The organism is Marvinbryantia sp. (assembly GCF_047017445.1).
In the GTDB taxonomy this organism is placed as follows: domain Bacteria; phylum Bacillota; class Clostridia; order Lachnospirales; family Lachnospiraceae; genus Marvinbryantia.
On sequence record NZ_JBKXTT010000001.1, the window covers coordinates 75718 to 92934 of the forward strand.

Below are 17217 nucleotides of genomic sequence, written 5' to 3' on the forward strand. Positions count from 1 at the left end.
ATAAAATATCACATAACATAATATCACATAACAAGAAAGGCAGAGGGCCGGCGCTCTCTGCCTTATCAAGTCAACAAGGAGATTTCTATCATGCTTTTAAATGTTACGCGGACACTGATGAGCGGACTGGCTACCACCTTTCAGATCTTTATTTTCACGCTGATTTTTTCGCTGCCGCTCGGTCTCATTCTCGCTTTCGGAACCATCAGCAAATGGAAGCCGCTCAGCTATCTGATCCAGATCGTTGTCTGGATCATCCGCGGTACTCCGCTGATGCTGCAGCTTATCATTATTTTTTACGGTCCCGGTCTCTGGCTCGGGCACAATATCTGGAGCGGCAATGAAGCAGGACGCATCACGGCAACCGTCGTTGCCTTCACCATCAACTATGCCTGCTATTTCTCCGTTATTTTCCGTGGCGGCATCGAGGGCGTTCCTGCCGGACAGCGCGAGGCGGGACAGGTGCTCGGCATGACAAAAAGCCAGATTTTCTTTAAGATCACGCTGCTTCAGATGATCAAGCGCATCGTTCCGCCGATGTCGAACGAGATCATCACGCTGGTAAAGGATACCTCTCTCGCCCGCACCATCGCCGCCCAGGAGCTGACCTTTGCCGGATATTCCTTCATGAAATCCGCCGGTCTGACCTGGCCGCTGTTTTACACGGGCGTGTTCTACCTCGTGTTTGTCGGTATTCTGACGCTGCTGTTTAATTATATCGAAAAGAAACTGGATTATTTCCGGTAGGGAGGCAGACACATGGCTATTTTAGAAGTAAAGCATATTGAAAAGCATTTTGACAATACAAAGGTGCTGGAGGACGTCAGCTTTGAGCTGGAGGAGGGAAGCGCGCTTGCGATCATCGGCTCGTCCGGTTCCGGAAAGACTACGCTGCTGCGCTGCCTCAATTTTCTGGAGACGCCGGATTCCGGTACGATCACGGTAAAAGGCAATACGCTGTTTGACGCCAGCCGCACGAAAGCAGAAAACGAAAAAGACATCCGCACCAAGCGCCTGCATTTCGGTATGGTGTTTCAGTCCTTTAACCTTTTTCCGCAGTACACGGCGCTGGAAAATGTGACGCTCGCCGAGCGGCTGCTTGCAAAGGAACGCCCGGATTTTAAGCAGAATAAAAAAGCTATTTTGGAGGAAATCACCGAGCACGGGCGCGCGCTGCTGGCACAGATGGGACTCTCCGAGCGCGAGGGACATTACCCGCATCAGCTCTCCGGCGGTCAGCAGCAGCGTGTGGCGATCGCACGTGCACTTGCCCTGAAGCCCGATATCCTCTGCTTTGACGAGCCGACCAGCGCCCTCGACCCGGAGCTGACCGGCGAAGTGCTCAAAGTTATCCGCGCGCTTGCCGAGCGCAAAACCACGATGATCATTGTCACCCATGAGATGGCGTTCGCCCGCGACGTGGCGGACCAGGTCATCTTTATGGACGGCGGTCTGATCGTGGAGCAGGGGAAGCCCGACGACGTCATCAACCATCCGCATGAGGAGCGTACACGGCAGTTTCTTGCAAGATACACACAGGGGTAGCATCCGCTACCCCTGGCTCATTTTCAGATATTCCTTTTTCAATTCCGCAAGCCGCTCCTTCGCCGGCAGCGCATCCCACTCTTTTGCGAACCGACTCTCCCGCGCTTCCCGCAAAATTGCCGCAGTGTCCGCCTTCATTGCCGCCGCATGGTCGCGATCTGCCTTAATCTCTGCAAGCCGCTCCTGGTAACGCTTCTCCGGCAGGAAAAGCGGCAAAAGCCGCAGATATTTATCGTATACCTTCCGGGATTTTAAGGTGCTGTAGGATTCCCAAAGGCATTCCGCCGCCTCTTCAAAGCGGAATAAATGCGCATACGCTGCCGCCATATTTTCCAGAACAGTCGCATAAAACTGCGTGCCGATCCTTCCCGGGCTGCGCGTAAAGAGAATGTTTTCGTACTCCCCGATCGCGCGCACATACATTCCATAGTTTACCAGATAATCCGCCTTCATTTTTTTACGGACGTCCTGCGATTCAATCTGTACCTGCTGCAGCTGCTCCCGGAAATAAGAAAGCTCTGTGCGCGTCAGATAGCCGCACTCCTGAATAATCGGCATCACAAAGTCCATCGCGGGACCGCCCGCCTCCAGCGCGTTTAAAAGCACCCTGGCAAGCTTCTTAAGACCCAGCTCCTCAGACAGCCAGGCACACAGCTTTTCGTTCAGGATCGTCTCATCCAGAAGGTAGACATTTTCCTTCATGTAATAGCACAGCTCTTCGATCGACCAGATATGGATGCCGATGCTCTCAATATAGAAGGGATGCTGCGCCCGCGGCGTCCCGCAAAGATAATATCCTCCCATCTTCTATACCTCCAAAACACTTTCCCAGACCTTCCCTGACGGCGGATAAAACTCCCCGAAGCCAAGATCGCGGATCGTTACCCGGCAGCGTCCCTGCGCGATAAATTTAAGGCGCATACTAAGGCGCGTCGTCCGCCCCGGACGCTCCGGCAGCCCTTTGAGCATAATGCTGTAGCTCTCCGTCTCTCCGCCCATCATGGAACGCGCGTAAATGATTATCTCATTCGTGTTATCCAAAATAAACTCGCAGGTGTACTCCGCCTCAAACCAGTTGACGCCGGCGTTGATCAGGATGTGCGTGCTCTGTTTACCGCGAAGCTCCATTTGCATACTGAGGTTGTGCTCCACCAGATCCTCGCTCTGATAGAGAAAGCCGTCCAGCTTTTTGCCGACCTCCATGCGCTGCATCGCCCCGTAGCAGGCGCCCTTCGTGTAAAGATTACGTCCCTGGTAAACGCGGCGGCGGCGATTGCTGAAAAGATACTGCAGCGACTCCACCGCCCAGGTTTTGTCAAAGCTGTCCCCGATCAGATAGACCGCAGAGAAGGTATTGCTCTGGAACACCTCCCGGATCATCTCCAGAAACTGTGCGTCACGCTGCTCATTCCACTGCTCATCGGAGCGCGCCCCCTGTCTGCCAAGATCCACCTTTTTCCCTGCCTCCGCACGCACCAGCGCCGGTTTTGTGTGGTAATCAATGTCCATGATATAAGAAGAAATTTTCGTGTCCTCATACTCAAACAGCGCTATCTTATGAACCCACAGCTCTTTTTTCTGATTAAGCGTATAGCAGCAGAAGCTCTCCCGGTGCGTCTGCAGAAACACCGCCTCGCCCGGAATGCCGATCATCTGGCAGGCGTTGCGCAGCGCCTCCGCCCAGGCAAGCGTGATCTCCTTCATGGTGATCATGATGCAGATATCCTCCGGCTTCACGGACGCTCCGATATACCCGACGCAGGTCTTTAAGAAATTCGCCAGCGTCATCTGCCCCAACTCAACGCTTCCCTCAATAAGGGAAAAGAGGTCGGACGGCGTCGGGATCAGATAGCGATCCTGATTCTCCTGTATACTGACCGTCTCCGGCTCCATGCTTCTCTCGCTGTAATAAGAAATCTGTGAACTTTCCCTGTCGAGGTCCAGTCCGATTATTGTTTTTCTCATCTGTCTTCCTCAATCGTGTTAATTTATTTCAAAAAGCTCGTCCACCAGATATTGCTGTCCGATATACTGCTCCCGGATCTCCAGAAGCTGCTTTTTATCCTGTCTCTGAACCGCCTCCGCCATCCGGTTGATCAGCTCGTAGCGCCCGGTGTGGCCGCGATGGGAACGCCTGCTGCACACCATCTTCTGATGCCCGGTCTGCGTTTTTCCGTTTTTCCCCTCGATCTCCAGGTACCACTCCAGCTTATCCTCATAAAACAGCGTGAAGGCGTGTACAAAAATGCCCTCGTAAACATCCGGCATCGACACCGCCTGTTCCTTCTGATCGTTCAGCCGATAATACAGGGTCACATGATTCTCCGGGTCTGTGCGGTACTCCACGATATATTTATCATGCATGTGGAAATGACGCAGCAGCCGCTCCGGGAGCTTCCGGAAAAAGCGGAAGTACATTCCTTTTCCGGTATATTTTTCCAGCAGATACTGCTGCCATTTCTGCTGCCCCGCACCCAGCTTCTCCGCCAGAGTGTAATACCGCAGAAGCGCAAGCTGGCAGACCTGCGGCGCATTGATCTCCCCGATAATGTGCTGCTCTATATAAGTAAACACACTCTTGTCAACCGGCATTTCCCGCACGAAATAGCAGTACGACATCCAGATGACATACGCCCAGCAGATCCTTGCGTTGCCCGCCTTCCGGCAATAAGAGACAAATACCGGCTCCGTCTGCTCCATATCCTGACGGGTATAAAGAACGGTGACGAGAATTTTTTCCTCGATGCTGTAGTCCTCCATCAGGAAGCCACATCCCGCCTTCCAGATCGCCTTCATGCGTTTCGCAGGTCCCTCATAATAGTGCAGCAGATAGCGCAGCACCTGCTCGTCGTACACGCCGTCAAAGAAGCATTTCGCACAGAGCGCCAGCAGATTGGCGTCCTCCTTCTGCTCCGTCTCATTGATCCGGCTGCTGCACAGGCGCACCAGCGTGTGCGGCGCCATATGCTCGGCACCGTATTTGCCTGCCAGCGCATAAGCCCGTTCGCACATGCCCTCGGAAACCAGCAGCTCCGAAAGCTCCTGCATATGGCTATCCGCAAGCTCATCAAAATCTGCCAGTGCAAGATATTCCGAAAGATACCCATCCCGCGGATGTCCGCTATAATAAAGCAGCAGCTTTTCCTGTGTCCTTCTGCGGCTGCTGCCGCGAAGCTGCGAAAGCGTCATAAAGCGGACAAGCTCGCCGGCATTTTTCTCCGTGACCGCCATGTCCTCCGGCATACTGCAGCAATCATAAAGCAGCATTCCCTCCGGGAGCGGCACCTGCTCCCGGCAGTAATCCTCCAGAGACGGTCTGTCGAGAAGCCTGCGTCGCAGAGCAAGCGACGGATCAGCAAGACGCGCACCATCCCTGTCTTCCAGCAAAATACAGCAATCCGGGCCGTAAATCTGTACACAGGCTTTTCCGTTCACGAGCTGCACCCGCTGCTCCTGCCGAAGCTGCCGGTGTACCGCGATCACGTGACGGATACGCGGATTTTCACAGGTGATCTCATACGTAAACAGCGCCCGCGAAAGCCCGTCCGCCATCCTTTCGTTCAGCACATACGGCGTCAGCAGCGCTTCATAGATGAGCGCAAGATCCTCGCTGATACGCCCCTCTAAAAGCTGCTCCTCCATAAACAGCTCCATTGCCTTCCGGTAGGTCTCAAAGGTTTCCGCATCCTTCGCCCGATTTCTTATGATATTCGCATAGAGCGCCGCCTTCTTTGCGCTTCCAAGCGTATTATTGTAAGAAAAATACATGCGCACCGCCTGCGGCAGTTCCTGCACATTCAGATCCTGCGCGCTCTGCGCATAATACTCGTAGAGCCCTGCCAGCCGTATATCCTGACGGACCCCAAGCGCATACCATTTTTCATACTGCGGTCCGTTTTTATGCCCTTTCATCAGAAGCGAGCAGATCGCCGTCAACAGATTTTTGCTCGGATAAACCGCAAAACAGCGGCAGAGTACATCCAAAAGCAGCGGACTTGCGGAAACGCGGCGCAGCGCGATCTGCGCTGCCTGCCCGCAGATTTCCCGGTCGAGCAGATTTTCCTTGCACAGAAACGCCAGAATATGAATCTCAAACGCCTCCAGAGATCGCAGCAGCAGAGGCTCCTTTTTCAGAAGCTCCCAGCCTTCAAGGTACATCACAGGGCTGTGACAGCCGCAGGTATACTGACGGCGCAGCGCGTCCAGGCGCTCGGAATCGCTGCGGAACATTCCGTCGTTTACTTTCAGCATCAGCCACTGCAGCACCCAGTTTTCCTGATTGGCAAGGAACAGATCCTGGATTTTTTTCTGCACATACTCCAGATACTCCTTTTTCTGATCCTCAAGCGTCGTCAGATACAGGTAAAAGCCCTGCCACTGCGCCTCCGCCAGCTCCTTCTTCCGCGCCGGGATCCCGCCAAGAAGCATTTCCGCCTCCACGCTGTCCCCCGCTGTAAACAAAATATAAATGCGGTACAGATCATAAAAAATATGTTCCCCGCCTGCCCGGTGCAGATTGTCAAGACAGGTGAGTGAGATCCCACTCCACTCACGAACGCCGTTTCTGCCCGCCCGATAATCAATATATGCATGTAAAAGCTGCAGGATCTCCTGCCTTTTGCGAAGAGAGCTTCTCTCCGCCGATGGATGCGGCGCATTCAATACCTCTACCACACAGCTCTGTTCGCGGCTCTCAGCAAGTACCGTAATGCGTGCAAAATTGCGCCCGGCATGCAGCCGGTCTTTGTGGATCACAAACCCAATATGATACGTACTGCCGACAAATTCCTCGGTCGTGATCTTCTGCCGCTCGATCTCAAGAAAAGGCGCGTCACAGGAAATCAAAAGCGGTGCAAAGCCCCAGGTATTTTTCGTCAGCAAAAGCTCCTCACGCTCGCCGTCATCGGGATTTTTCAGAAACAGATGGTCGGTCGCCATACTTACTGTGATCGGCTCCTTCTGCCCGAGACCTGCCAGAAACTGCTCCATGCCGCGATATGCCGCCGTCGTTCCCTGCAGCCCCTCATAAAGCGTCTGGCAGTGCGGTCCCCACTGACGCACAAGCTCTGCAAACTGCAAAGAGGCAAACAATACGTATGCCCTGCCAAAATCCTCCTTCGCGAGCTGTGCAAACTCTTCCAGCGTCATCCGCACCGGCTCTTTCTGTTCGCGTCTTTGCTCTGCCGCCTGCAATCGGTAAGGCAGCGTATACTCCCCGGAATCTGCGCAGATTACAAACGCGCCCTCCAACATCTCACCATCCTTCAGACCCGCAGGGTCAGCCCGGAAGCGAAAGGTCTCTTTTCTGCCCGCAAACACCTCCGGCGCGCAGGTCACTCTTGCATTTGTGGAGTAGACAAATCCCTGCGCCAGCCTTCCGCCGGAAGCCTCCACCGAAAACTTTCCATGAAACGGGCGGTCCGCCGCAATCGCTCCCTCGATCTTTTCCACGGAAAGCTGCAGCTTCTCCGGCTCATATTCAAATTTCTCATTCAGTAATTCTGCAATTCTCTTTTTCAATGTGTGCTCCTTATAGCCGGAAGGGCCGCAGCAAATACAGTTGTTTGCGGCAGCCCGGTCCTTTCATCTCTGATATGCTATTCACAGCATTTCTTAATTCAATATCTTCTTCAGCTCATCCATAAACGTATTGACGTCCTTAAACTCGCGGTACACGGAAGCGAAGCGCACATATGCCACTGCATCCAGCTCCTTCAGACGCTCCATCACAATTTCCCCTATAATGCTGCTTGGTATCTCCCGCTCTTCACGATTGAAGATCTCCGTCTCGATGGCATCGATCGTATCATTGATCTGCTGTGCGGAGATCGGACGCTTGTAGCACGCACGAAGCACGCCGCTCTCTATCTTTGTTCGATCATACTGTTCCCGGTTCTGGTCCTTTTTTATAATGATAAGCGGTATCGTCTCCACCTTTTCATAGGTAGTAAAACGCTTCCCGCACTCGTCGCAGAGCCGGCGGCGGCGGATGGAATTATTGTCATCTGCCGGTCTGGAATCTACCACTCTCGTGTTATCCTGGTTGCAAAACGGACACTTCATGCTGCCTTCCTCCTGATCATATAAAAGCCCGCGGATGTTCCGTGCCCCGCACGCCCGCAATCCTCCCCGCATTCTTACATGGCGGAAGGGCTTCTATCAAAAGTATATCGGATTGGAGTCTGGCTGTCAATCGCATATACTGGAGTAAACGCAAAATTTTTTTGAGGTAATCTATGAGAGTATGTGAGCTTCGTCAGAAGGAAGTTATCAATGTGTGTACCTGCGCCTCCCTCGGATGCGTCATTGACGTGGAATTTGACCCAAAGGACGGCTGCATCACGGCACTGATCGTGCCAGGCGGCAGCCGCCTCTCCTGCTTCTGGGGGCACGACGCCGAGATCATCATCCCCTGGCGGTGCATCTGCCAGATCGGGAAGGATATCATTCTCGTCGAGCTCCCCAAAGAAAAAAATAAAGATAAGTGAGATATCACAAAAAAATCTATGATATGCCACAAAGTACCAGGTGATCCATCACAAAAGAATACGTTCCCTACCGCAGAAAGCTGCGCATACTTTTCAGCGCGCTTTTTTCCAGACGGCTGACCTGCGCCTGCGAGATGCCGATTTCCTCGGCGACCTCCATTTGTGTTTTGCCCTCAAAAAATCGCATATTGATAATGCTGCGCTCGCGGTCGCTCAGCCGCTTCATCGCCTCCTGCAGCGCCAGCGATTCCACCCAGTTTTCCTCTTTATTTTTCTTATCGCTGATCTGGTCCATTACATAGAGCGTATCTCCTCCCTCCGAGTAGACCGGATCGTAGAGACTTAAGGGACTCTGGATCGCATCCATCGCAAACACGATGTCCTCCTTGGAGATGCCGATTTCCTCGGCAATCTCGTTGATGGTCGGCTCCTTCAGATGCTTCTTCATATAAGCTTCCCGCGTATAGAGTGCCTTGTAAGCCGTATCGCGCAGCGAGCGGCTTACCCGGATGGCGTTATTGTCGCGCAGATAACGGCGTATCTCCCCGATGATCATCGGCACCGCATACGTGGAAAACTTCACGTCCATTTCTATATTAAAATTGTCGATTGCCTTCATCAGACCGATACAGCCGATCTGGAACAAATCATCTGCATTTTCATTACTTGCCGAAAACCTCTTTATGACGCTCAAAACCAGGCGCAGATTTCCCTTGATGTACAGCTCCCTCGCTTCCATATCCCCCTGCTTGATCCGACGGAACAGCTCGTCCTTTTCCTCATTTGTCAGAACCGGAAGCTTTGATGTATTGACTCCGCATATTTCCACCTTGTTCAGTGCCATTGCAAGAACCCTCCTTACGTTCGTTGTGCGCGGGTGCGCATACGGTTTTCATCTCACAAAAAACAGGAAACATTTTTTTGAGATAAAAATTTACCGGGACGATTAAAAACCATCCCGGTAAAAGAATTCTCACATTGAAACACGTTTATGCGATTTTGCAAAAAATATAAAAATTATTAGACCTTGACAAATCCGGACTTTCTAAACGTTTAATATCTCATAAAATTCCCGCTCATGCCACAGCGGGTGATCGTCGCCCGCGCCAGCTTCGTGCCTGCTCAATCAATGTCTTTTATTTTTCCCGCTTCTTCCTCCGTAATACACTGATTCCTTACCATGCAGGAAAGCACCTGCTCCGTGCGCCGGGCGGCAAGCTCACTGTTCTCATCCGGAGAGTATGCCGAAGGCGCATTTGGAATCCCCGCCAGCATTGCCGCTTCATAGTCCGTCAATTCTCCGGGTAACTTATCAAAATATCCCATGGAAGCTTCATAAATTCCATAATATCCGCTGCCGAAATACAGCGTATTTACATACAATTCAAAAATTTCCCTCTTGCTGTAAGCTGCCTCCATCGCGAACGCCGCAAAGACCTCCGCCACCTTGCGCTCAATGGATTTTTCCTGCGAAAACAGCATATTCTTTGCAAGCTGCTGTGTGATGGTACTGCCTCCTTCCCTGAAAGACAACGTTTTTATGTCTGTCCAGGCAGCGCGGCAGATTGCGATCACATCAATGCCCGGATGGCGCTCAAAACGATGATCCTCCGCGGAAATCACCGCATCAATATAAAACTGGCTCAATTCGTCATAATGAGTGAAATGTTCCATACTGCGCACCTGCTCCACCCGCTCTGCAACAGGCTGCTGCGCGACCGCCTCCCGGTACATTTTGTAACCCCTGAATCCGAAAAAGGCACCGGCTGCCGCTCCCAGGCACACCAGAATCAAAAGTAACATTCCAAAGATTCTTCGCAGGGAATGTTTCCTTTTTATAGAATGTTTTTTATGTGATGTTTTTTATGTGATGTTTTTTTATGATAGCTTCTTCCCATGCCGTCATCCACTCCCTTCCATATTACCGTCTGTCCACCTTCTTTAACAGGTAGTCCGTTATTTTCCAGATGAAAGAAATTCCAAGGAACAAAATCCCGGCTGGCACCAGCAAACCTATGATCAGCGCCCCGCCTGCAGTAAGTATCAGCGTCCGGAGAATCTTCCGGCAAGCGCCCTTATCCTTCCGTTTCTCTGCAGTGCTATCTGCAATACTGCCTGCAATATTATCCGCACAGCTGTTATTTTCCAAAATGTCGTCATTCCTTCCTTTTTAAGTTACTTTCCTATGTCTCATATTCAGCGCGATGAACCCATCTTCCTGTCTGTTATGCACTCTGAATTGCAGGTTGAAGCCCTGGCATACTGCCCCGGCATCCCCTGCATTCTCTCCCGCCTATACCTCAATTATATTTCGCCCAATTAAAAAAGCAACTTACATTATTGTAAGTTGCCAGTTATCGTCAGTGCACTGCCCGCAGGTTGTCCGGCCGCTTAGGAGATCGAAACAGCACTGGAGGATTCCAAATCATGTAATTTCTTACTGCTCTTTTCTTGCCGGAGCGCTCTCGATTTTTTCTGTGATCAGTTTTGGAATCTCCTCCTCCCGACAGCCAAGGGAAAATGCCAGCTCCATATACAAAGAGTGCTCCGCTATCCGGAAATATTTCTCATCGGTCGCCGTCGGCTTCTTCCCATGATTCGCCCGATGCTTTTTCCGTCCGTAAATATCCTTAATAATCTGTACCATCCGCTCACAGTCCAGACTTTGCAGCGCCTCCTTATATTCCAGCTCACGCAGCTTATCATTTTGTGAAAAATCCGTGTCAATATTTGGAATCCGTGTAATGAGATCTGTCGCTTCCTCATAGGTGAGCACCCTGCGCAGCACCTTTTCTCCGCGCTCAAGCGGAATATAGATTTTGGCATTTTTCTCTGCAAGCGGAACAAGCAGATAATACATTTTGTGATCTTTAAAATCCGCCTTTTCTCCGTCCAGAACATCCTCCACCTTACAAACGCCTGAATTATACTTTACCACATAATTATTTACCTCAAACATAGACTACCTCCTAATGCAAAACGTGACCTGCCACTGGCAGTTCCCTTCGGATACATAGCAACAAAAAAACATGCGGCAGGAACAGGATTTACGCAGTTCTGCCACACGTTCTGTATTTAAATTATACCTCTTTTTCGCCAATTTTTCAAAGGCACTTTTTCACAAAAATCAGAAAATCCACTCATTAATTATCAGCCTGCTGCGCACGGTCATGCGCGATGCTCCGCTTAAAGTGCAGGTAAACAGCGTCAGCTCACAGTCCCGGCTGTCTTAGCATGCGCACGTCGTTTTTTCCCTGCTCATAAGGATATACGGCGATACAGTTTTACTACTTCTTCATAATTTTCGCCGTGCAGGAAATAGTAATCTATCTGTTTTTCGCCCTCCGTGTACAGATATGGTCCGTACATGGGAATTGCGCAGCAGAGCACGGTTCCCCTCGCCGCTACACCGATACCGTATCCCTGTGAGGAGTATAGAAGCGGCATCCGCAGCTTTTTGCCGCCAAAGCTGATGTATCTCGCCATCTGGGTCATGCGCTCCGTCTGATCTGCCAGCACGCCCTTCGCCGCAAGCTTTTCGTTTTTCTGCCAGTCAAAATACATCCAGTTCCGGCAGCCCACTGTATCCATCTGCCGCGGAAGCTGTGCCTTTTCCGCCAGGAGCAGCCTGCCCTTCCGGTCGAAAAACTGCAGAGCGCCCGTCTTTTTTTCAACACGCACGACAATTTTTCCCGTCGCGATCTCGACCAGACTTCTGCCTTCCTTCGCTGTCCATACCGCCGGTTTTTCCGGTCTGTAATTCCACCGTCCCGGCTCAAATTCCGGCGACTGTCCACGCAAAAACTGTATGCGCAGCATCGCGTCCTCCAGGACCATCAGACGCAGGATCCCGTAGCTGCTGATCAGATCAATATGTTGCTTTGTCTTTCGGACCATGCGCACAGCACAGTCAACACGGCTGTGTCCCTGCGGGCGGAGAATGCTGTTATCCGGAATGTCGCCAAAACGGTACGGAGACATGTTGATCTCCTCCAGATCGCTCTCCTCCATACCGGTGTCCTTACCGCCCGACACCTTTCTGATGACGCTGCCCTTACCGCCCGACATCTTTCTGATGACGCTGCCTTTACCGCCCGACATCTTTCTGATGACGCTGCCCGGCTTTTCCGTACCGGCAGTGCCTTGTATTTTCATGTCAGTAATGCCCTGTTTTTTTGTGCCGATGCTGCACCGTTTTTTCATGCCAGTGATGCTTTGGTTTTCTATGTCGGTACCCCACGCCTTCCTGTCCGCACCACCCCATGCCTTCCTGTCCGCACCCGCGTCACTTTCGTCCGGATTGCTACCGCCCGCGTCGATCTGCCGCGGTTTCTCAGCCTTAATCGCCTTCGGTCCGATATAGCCGCGCATCGCGCGCTCTTTGTCCCCCTGCTTCGCGTCCAGAAGCATCTGCTCCTGTGCCGTAATTTCCGCATCCGCAAAGCGCCGCCTTTCCTTCGGCGCTTCATTTTCCAGGGAACTCATTCGTTTTTCCTCAGATACCGGCTTCCCGATCAGATCCGTCAAATCTCCTATGTGCAGAACCGCCATCTCATGAAGCGCACGGGTTGCCGCGACATACAAAAGCTTCACATAAGAATCCTCCGCCGGATAATGCTCAGCAGACGGGTGGTACAGCAAAACCGCGTCAAATTCCAGTCCCTTCGTGTATTCCACCGGAAGCACCATTACACCGCTTCCAAACTCCGCCGTCTCCGGATTACAGTCTGCAAGCGGAAGCTTTTTGCCCAGCATATCACTTACTGCTGCGCTCTCGCCCTCATCACGACAGATGACTGCAATCGTCTCATGCCCCGCCTGCAGCCATTCTGCGATGATATCCGCCGCCTTTTGTATCATATTGTTTTCATCTGCACACTTTTCCACACACACCGGATTTCCATGTCGTCTGATGGGGTCAACCGGGTAAATCGGGAAGCTGCCATGACGCAGAATCTCCGTGGCAAAATCCGAGATTTCTACAGTATTACGATAACTCTTTTTCAGCAATCCAAAGCTATCGAAGGTACCTGTTAATATGAGATCCTGCAGATCCCTCCAGTCATTCAGTCCATATCCAAAATAAATATTTTGCGAGACATCACCCATAATCGTATAGGTACATCCCCGCAGGCAGTATGCCAGCGCGCCATATGCCATCATGCCGAAATCCTGCGCCTCGTCAATGATGATGTGACTTGCCTCACGGATCCCATCTGTCTCTTTCATGCGTTTATACAAATAAGCGAGCGCTGCAAGGTCATATACATCAAATTGATTTGTTACATTCGGAACAGCCTTTCCCTTCTCCCGCTGCGTTTGCAGAAATTCCTGATAGACCTCAAAAATCGATCCCTTCCAGATATCCTTTCCGAAATACCAGCGGTATTTTCTTTTCAGCTCCCTTTTCTCCGCTGCGGTATAAGAGACATATTTCCCGGTCAATTCGTTTTCCAGCTTTGCCAGAAGCATCTCATTCAACATATTAATTTTGCCCTGCACGGAAACCTGCGGGTTTTGCGCCCGATACGCTTCAATTGCAGAGGCATCCAGCAAAAGCACGCCTGTGCCGTCACTTGCCATGCTGTCCTTCTCCGGCTGCGCTGCCGAATCCTCGTTTTCCAACCATACATCTTTTATCGGGATCACGCGTCTCTCATACTCCCGGCAGAAATCCTCCAGGTCGTGAAACCATGCATAACTTCCCTTAACGCAGGCATTCTGATCCTTTTTATCAATCGCACAGATCTGGTGGACCTTCGGATTCCAGTCCTCGTAAAGCAGACGGACGAAAAGCTGCTCCATTGTCATCTGGGCCACACCGTACACATCCAGATCCGGCAGGACACTGGTAATGTAATTCAGCAAAATCCGGTTGCTTCCAATGATATAGAAATCCTCCGGCCGAAAATCCTCTTCATAATTATACAATATGTAAGAGATGCGATGCATCGCCACCGTTGTTTTCCCGGAACCGGCAACACCCTGCACGATCAGATTTGTTTTGGGAGATTTGCGGATAATCGCATTCTGTTCCTTCTGTATCGTCGCAATAATCTCGCCCAGCACCGCTTTTTTGCTTTTTGCAAGGTACTTTGTCAACAGCTCGTCATTGGCAACTACGTCCGAATCAAAGAAATCCTTCAGCCTGTCATCAACAATCTCATACGTGCGCTTGCGCTGCAGGTCAATCTCATAAGTTCCTTCATTTTTCACCACATACCTGCATGGACCAAGCGCATTTTCATAATAGACTGACGCCACCGGAGCGCGCCAGTCTATGACCACCGGCTCCACACCGTTTTTCGAAATGCCAACCCGTCCCACGTAATAAGATTCCGCCTGTGAAACATGCGGATCACGAAAGTCAATCCGTCCGAAATACGGCTTTTTTCGCGCTTTCTGACACCGCAGCAGATCACGCCGGTTCTCCCCAAGCTGTGACAGCGTGTTGTGCAAAAGTGAAAGCCCTTCCTTGTCTTTTGGACCATACGTCTCCATCAGATCATGCACTTCTTTCGACAACTCCCGGATGCGCCCTTCCGTACGCTCCAGATTTTCCTGCGCGATCATTAAAATCTCTGATAACTGTTTTTCCTCATCCTCCCGGCGAAGTCCCGGAACCGGACGAAATGTTTTTTTCTGGTCTGCTTTCTTCTGTTCCATCCATCTTCCTCTTCCATATTAGTGCTCTCTCCATTGTACGCCTGTCAGAAAAAATGTCAATCAAAAAGCAACATTTCGGAAGTTCATCAAAAAGCAGCATTCCGAAAACTCATTATAAGCAATATTCCGAAAGCTCCTTCACTGCGCTTTGGCGATTTCCTTTTTTAGCCGTCCAATGATCTTTTTTTCAAGACGTGATATATAAGATTGTGAGATGCCCAGCATATCCGCCACCTCCTTCTGTGTTTTTTCCTCACCGTCATTTTTTCCCAGTCCGAAGCGAAGCTGGATAATCATTCTCTCCCGGTCAGAAAGTTTATCTATCGCGCGCATCAGCAGCTTGTACTCCATCTCCGTTTCCATGTCGCGATAGATCACATCCTCGTCGGTCCCGAGAATGTCCGACAGAAGCAGTTCGTTTCCATCCCAGTCTACGTTCAGCGGCTCGTCAAAGGATACCTCCATCTTTGTCTTGCTTGTTCGCCTGAGATACATGAGGATTTCATTTTCAATGCAACGTGACGCATATGTTGCAAGTTTAATATTTTTTCCGGGATTAAACGTATTAATTGCTTTAATCAGTCCGATTGTCCCGATAGAAATCAGATCCTCCACACCCACCCCGGTATTATCAAATTTTTTCGCTATGTACACAACAAGTCTCAGATTGTGTTCTATCAAAAGTGATTTTGCCTCCCCCGGTTCCTTGCTTCCAAGCTGTTCAATCGCCTCCGCTTCTCTGCCCGGTTCCAGCGGAGAGGGCAGCACCTCGCTGCCCCCGATATAGTGAATATCGTTTGTGCGCTTCCAGAACATATCCGATACGCTCGGAATCATCCGAAACTGAAATTTATTTGGCATAGCCACCTTAATCATCATGTTATACATTCCTCCTGCTACTCTAAAATACGAGGGTGCAATATCATCTGATATTTTCCTCCGCTGCTGACTGCCCTTCTGCTGACAGCAACCAGCACTCTTTTGGTATTCCATGCACTCTCCCCATGCTTTATTTCCATACTGTCCAGCGTTATCGCAGGCAGTATCCCCCTGCCCTCCCCGACAGAATGATAAGGAATATAGCGAAACAAAGCATCCCCCTGCCCGCATAGTTCCATATCCAGAAAGCCGTCCAGTTCCTGTATTTCCGCTTCGCTTAAAAGCCTGCAGATCTCATTGTAATCTGTGATGTGAACCGGTCTGTCTGTAAGCGGATCCGTCAGTTGGTTGCCGCTGTCCAGCAGTCCCTTTAATAAAATCTTTTTTGTTCCTTTTTGAAGCGTGACATCGTACAGGTATTTTGTTTCAGCCTTTGCCCTTCGCCGGCAATTCCACAACAGCCTGGCGGTGCCATATCCCGCCGCTGCCGCCAGCCAGAACGGCAGCTTCAGATATGTCACAAAAATCTGCCAGATACTCCCCAGGAACAAAGACAGGATACCGTACACATAAACCGTCTGCTGCCAGCCTCTGCTTCCGCGTTTTTTTCCTGCAGCATACGCTGTAAGGAAACAAAATAAAATGCTGCATGCAGCAGATACGATTCTGCTTTTATGTATAGGAAGTACGACGATCAGACATGCTCCAACGGCTCCGATCCCGCTCGCCAGAAGCTTTCTTCTTACTGAAAAGGTTTCTTTTTGTATGATTCCGGTTAGCTGCAGAATCAAAAAATTCAGCATCAGATTTTCCAGAAAATAGACATCCAGATAAATCTCGTAGTACAACAAAAAGCCTCCCTTCACGTACCCCTAGTATACGTGAAGGGAGGCATATTATTTGTCAAAACAGCCACCCAAAACCGCAGATTTCCTCGACAAGATGTGACATCCAAATTATATGGTCCTGTAATCAAAGGCATCAACACCGGCGCCGTAGCGGTGTATCTTCTGCAGTATGCTGCGCAGATCCTCCACCGGAACCTGGCCCGGCGCGGAAGCCTGCCCCGCCATGCCGAAGGTAAGCGCAGAACCAAATGTCTCGCCAAGCAGACGGCTTACCACTCCAACTGCCCCCATGGACATCGTGACGACCGGAACCGAAAGCTTCCTGTGCGCTTCTTCTGTTGCTTCCAGCAATATAAGAACATCGGCGCTGCTTTGCGGCATCACAGCGATCTTCGCGATATCACCACCCAGCTCCTGCATACTTTTCAGACGTCTCACCAGCTCCTCTTTTGGCGGTGTTTTTTGAAAATCATGATTGGACAGGATCACTTTTTGCCCTGACGCATGGGCTGCTTCTATAAGCGAGACTGCCGTCTCCCTGTCAAAAAAGAGTTCCACATCAATCGCGTCTGCCATGCCGCTCTCCAAGACCACACGATACATCTGTGCGTACGCTTCAGGAGAAATTTCCTGCTCTCCGCCCTCCCGCTTCGTACGAAAAGTCACCAAAAGCGGCGTATCACCCAGATAGCCCCGCAGCTCCTTTAAAATATCCGGCAGGGTCTCTCTCATCTCTGTACCATTTCCCAGCCATCCCTTTTTTCCCGCACGCTCCGGGAAAACTTCTGTGC

15 protein-coding genes are annotated in these 17217 nt (G+C 50.9%); 3 read left to right on the top strand and 12 right to left on the bottom strand.

Annotated features, from left to right (window positions below; translation table 11 throughout):
* Nucleotides 1–90 precede the first annotated feature (90 nt).
* Both ACLU9Q_RS00370 and ACLU9Q_RS00375 read left to right on the top strand, forming a co-directional pair.
* Nucleotides 91–747 (top strand): amino acid ABC transporter permease, encoded by a 657-nt coding sequence (locus ACLU9Q_RS00370; RefSeq protein ID WP_296834839.1) that lies wholly within the window; start codon nt 91–93, stop codon nt 745–747.
* Nucleotides 748–759: 12 nt separating this feature from the next.
* Entirely contained in the window at nt 760–1545 is a 786-nt protein-coding gene (locus ACLU9Q_RS00375; protein WP_296834842.1) for an amino acid ABC transporter ATP-binding protein, read from the top strand.
* Nucleotides 1546–1551: 6 nt separating this feature from the next.
* Here ACLU9Q_RS00375 and ACLU9Q_RS00380 read toward each other — a convergent pair whose 3' ends face one another.
* The 4 genes from ACLU9Q_RS00380 to nrdR form a co-directional block, all read right to left on the bottom strand.
* Complete coding sequence (locus tag ACLU9Q_RS00380; RefSeq protein WP_412624513.1) at nt 1552–2349, bottom strand: hypothetical protein; 798 nt, start codon at nt 2347–2349, stop codon at nt 1552–1554.
* 3 nt (nt 2350–2352) lie between these two features.
* Entirely contained in the window at nt 2353–3510 is a 1158-nt protein-coding gene (locus ACLU9Q_RS00385; RefSeq protein WP_412624515.1) for a DUF5716 family protein, read from the bottom strand.
* A gap of 18 nt (nt 3511–3528) precedes the next feature.
* Nucleotides 3529–7065 (bottom strand): DUF5717 family protein, encoded by a 3537-nt coding sequence (locus tag ACLU9Q_RS00390; protein ID WP_302592376.1) that lies wholly within the window; start codon nt 7063–7065, stop codon nt 3529–3531.
* Between the two features lie 93 nt (nt 7066–7158).
* On the bottom strand, nt 7159–7608 hold the full coding sequence (gene nrdR, locus ACLU9Q_RS00395; RefSeq protein WP_296831985.1) for a transcriptional regulator NrdR: 450 nt from the start codon (nt 7606–7608) through the stop codon (nt 7159–7161).
* Between the two features lie 173 nt (nt 7609–7781).
* Here nrdR and ACLU9Q_RS00400 point away from each other — a divergent pair, with 173 nt between their 5' ends.
* The gene (locus ACLU9Q_RS00400) at nt 7782–8033 is read left to right on the top strand and encodes a PRC-barrel domain-containing protein (protein WP_296831987.1); all 252 of its coding nucleotides are present in this window, start codon (nt 7782–7784) and stop codon (nt 8031–8033) included.
* 67 nt (nt 8034–8100) lie between these two features.
* Here the strand turns inward: ACLU9Q_RS00400 and sigG are convergent, their stop codons facing one another.
* The 8 genes from sigG to aroD all read right to left on the bottom strand — a co-directional run.
* A complete protein-coding gene (gene sigG, locus ACLU9Q_RS00405) occupies nt 8101–8877 on the bottom strand; it encodes an RNA polymerase sporulation sigma factor SigG (RefSeq protein ID WP_296831989.1) in 777 nt (258 codons plus the stop codon).
* Nucleotides 8878–9155: 278 nt separating this feature from the next.
* Nucleotides 9156–9836, bottom strand: a complete 681-nt coding sequence (locus ACLU9Q_RS00410) for a biosynthetic peptidoglycan transglycosylase (RefSeq protein WP_298513445.1) — start codon at nt 9834–9836, stop codon at nt 9156–9158.
* A 118-nt stretch (nt 9837–9954) separates the two neighbouring features.
* On the bottom strand, nt 9955–10182 hold the full coding sequence (locus ACLU9Q_RS00415) for a hypothetical protein (RefSeq protein WP_298513442.1): 228 nt from the start codon (nt 10180–10182) through the stop codon (nt 9955–9957).
* A 288-nt stretch (nt 10183–10470) separates the two neighbouring features.
* On the bottom strand, nt 10471–10992 hold the full coding sequence (locus ACLU9Q_RS00420; RefSeq protein WP_296831994.1) for a CarD family transcriptional regulator: 522 nt from the start codon (nt 10990–10992) through the stop codon (nt 10471–10473).
* A 299-nt stretch (nt 10993–11291) separates the two neighbouring features.
* A complete protein-coding gene (locus ACLU9Q_RS00425; protein WP_296831996.1) occupies nt 11292–14699 on the bottom strand; it encodes an AAA family ATPase in 3408 nt (1135 codons plus the stop codon).
* Nucleotides 14700–14837: 138 nt separating this feature from the next.
* Entirely contained in the window at nt 14838–15578 is a 741-nt protein-coding gene (gene sigE / locus ACLU9Q_RS00430; protein WP_296831998.1) for an RNA polymerase sporulation sigma factor SigE, read from the bottom strand.
* A 17-nt stretch (nt 15579–15595) separates the two neighbouring features.
* Nucleotides 15596–16426 carry a sigma-E processing peptidase SpoIIGA gene (locus ACLU9Q_RS00435; protein ID WP_296832000.1) on the bottom strand — a complete coding sequence of 277 codons (831 nt, stop codon included), beginning with the start codon at nt 16424–16426 and terminating at the stop codon, nt 15596–15598.
* Nucleotides 16427–16534: 108 nt separating this feature from the next.
* On the bottom strand, nt 16535–17217 hold a 683-nt coding region (aroD, locus tag ACLU9Q_RS00440), incomplete at its 5' end, for a type I 3-dehydroquinate dehydratase (RefSeq protein ID WP_412624517.1).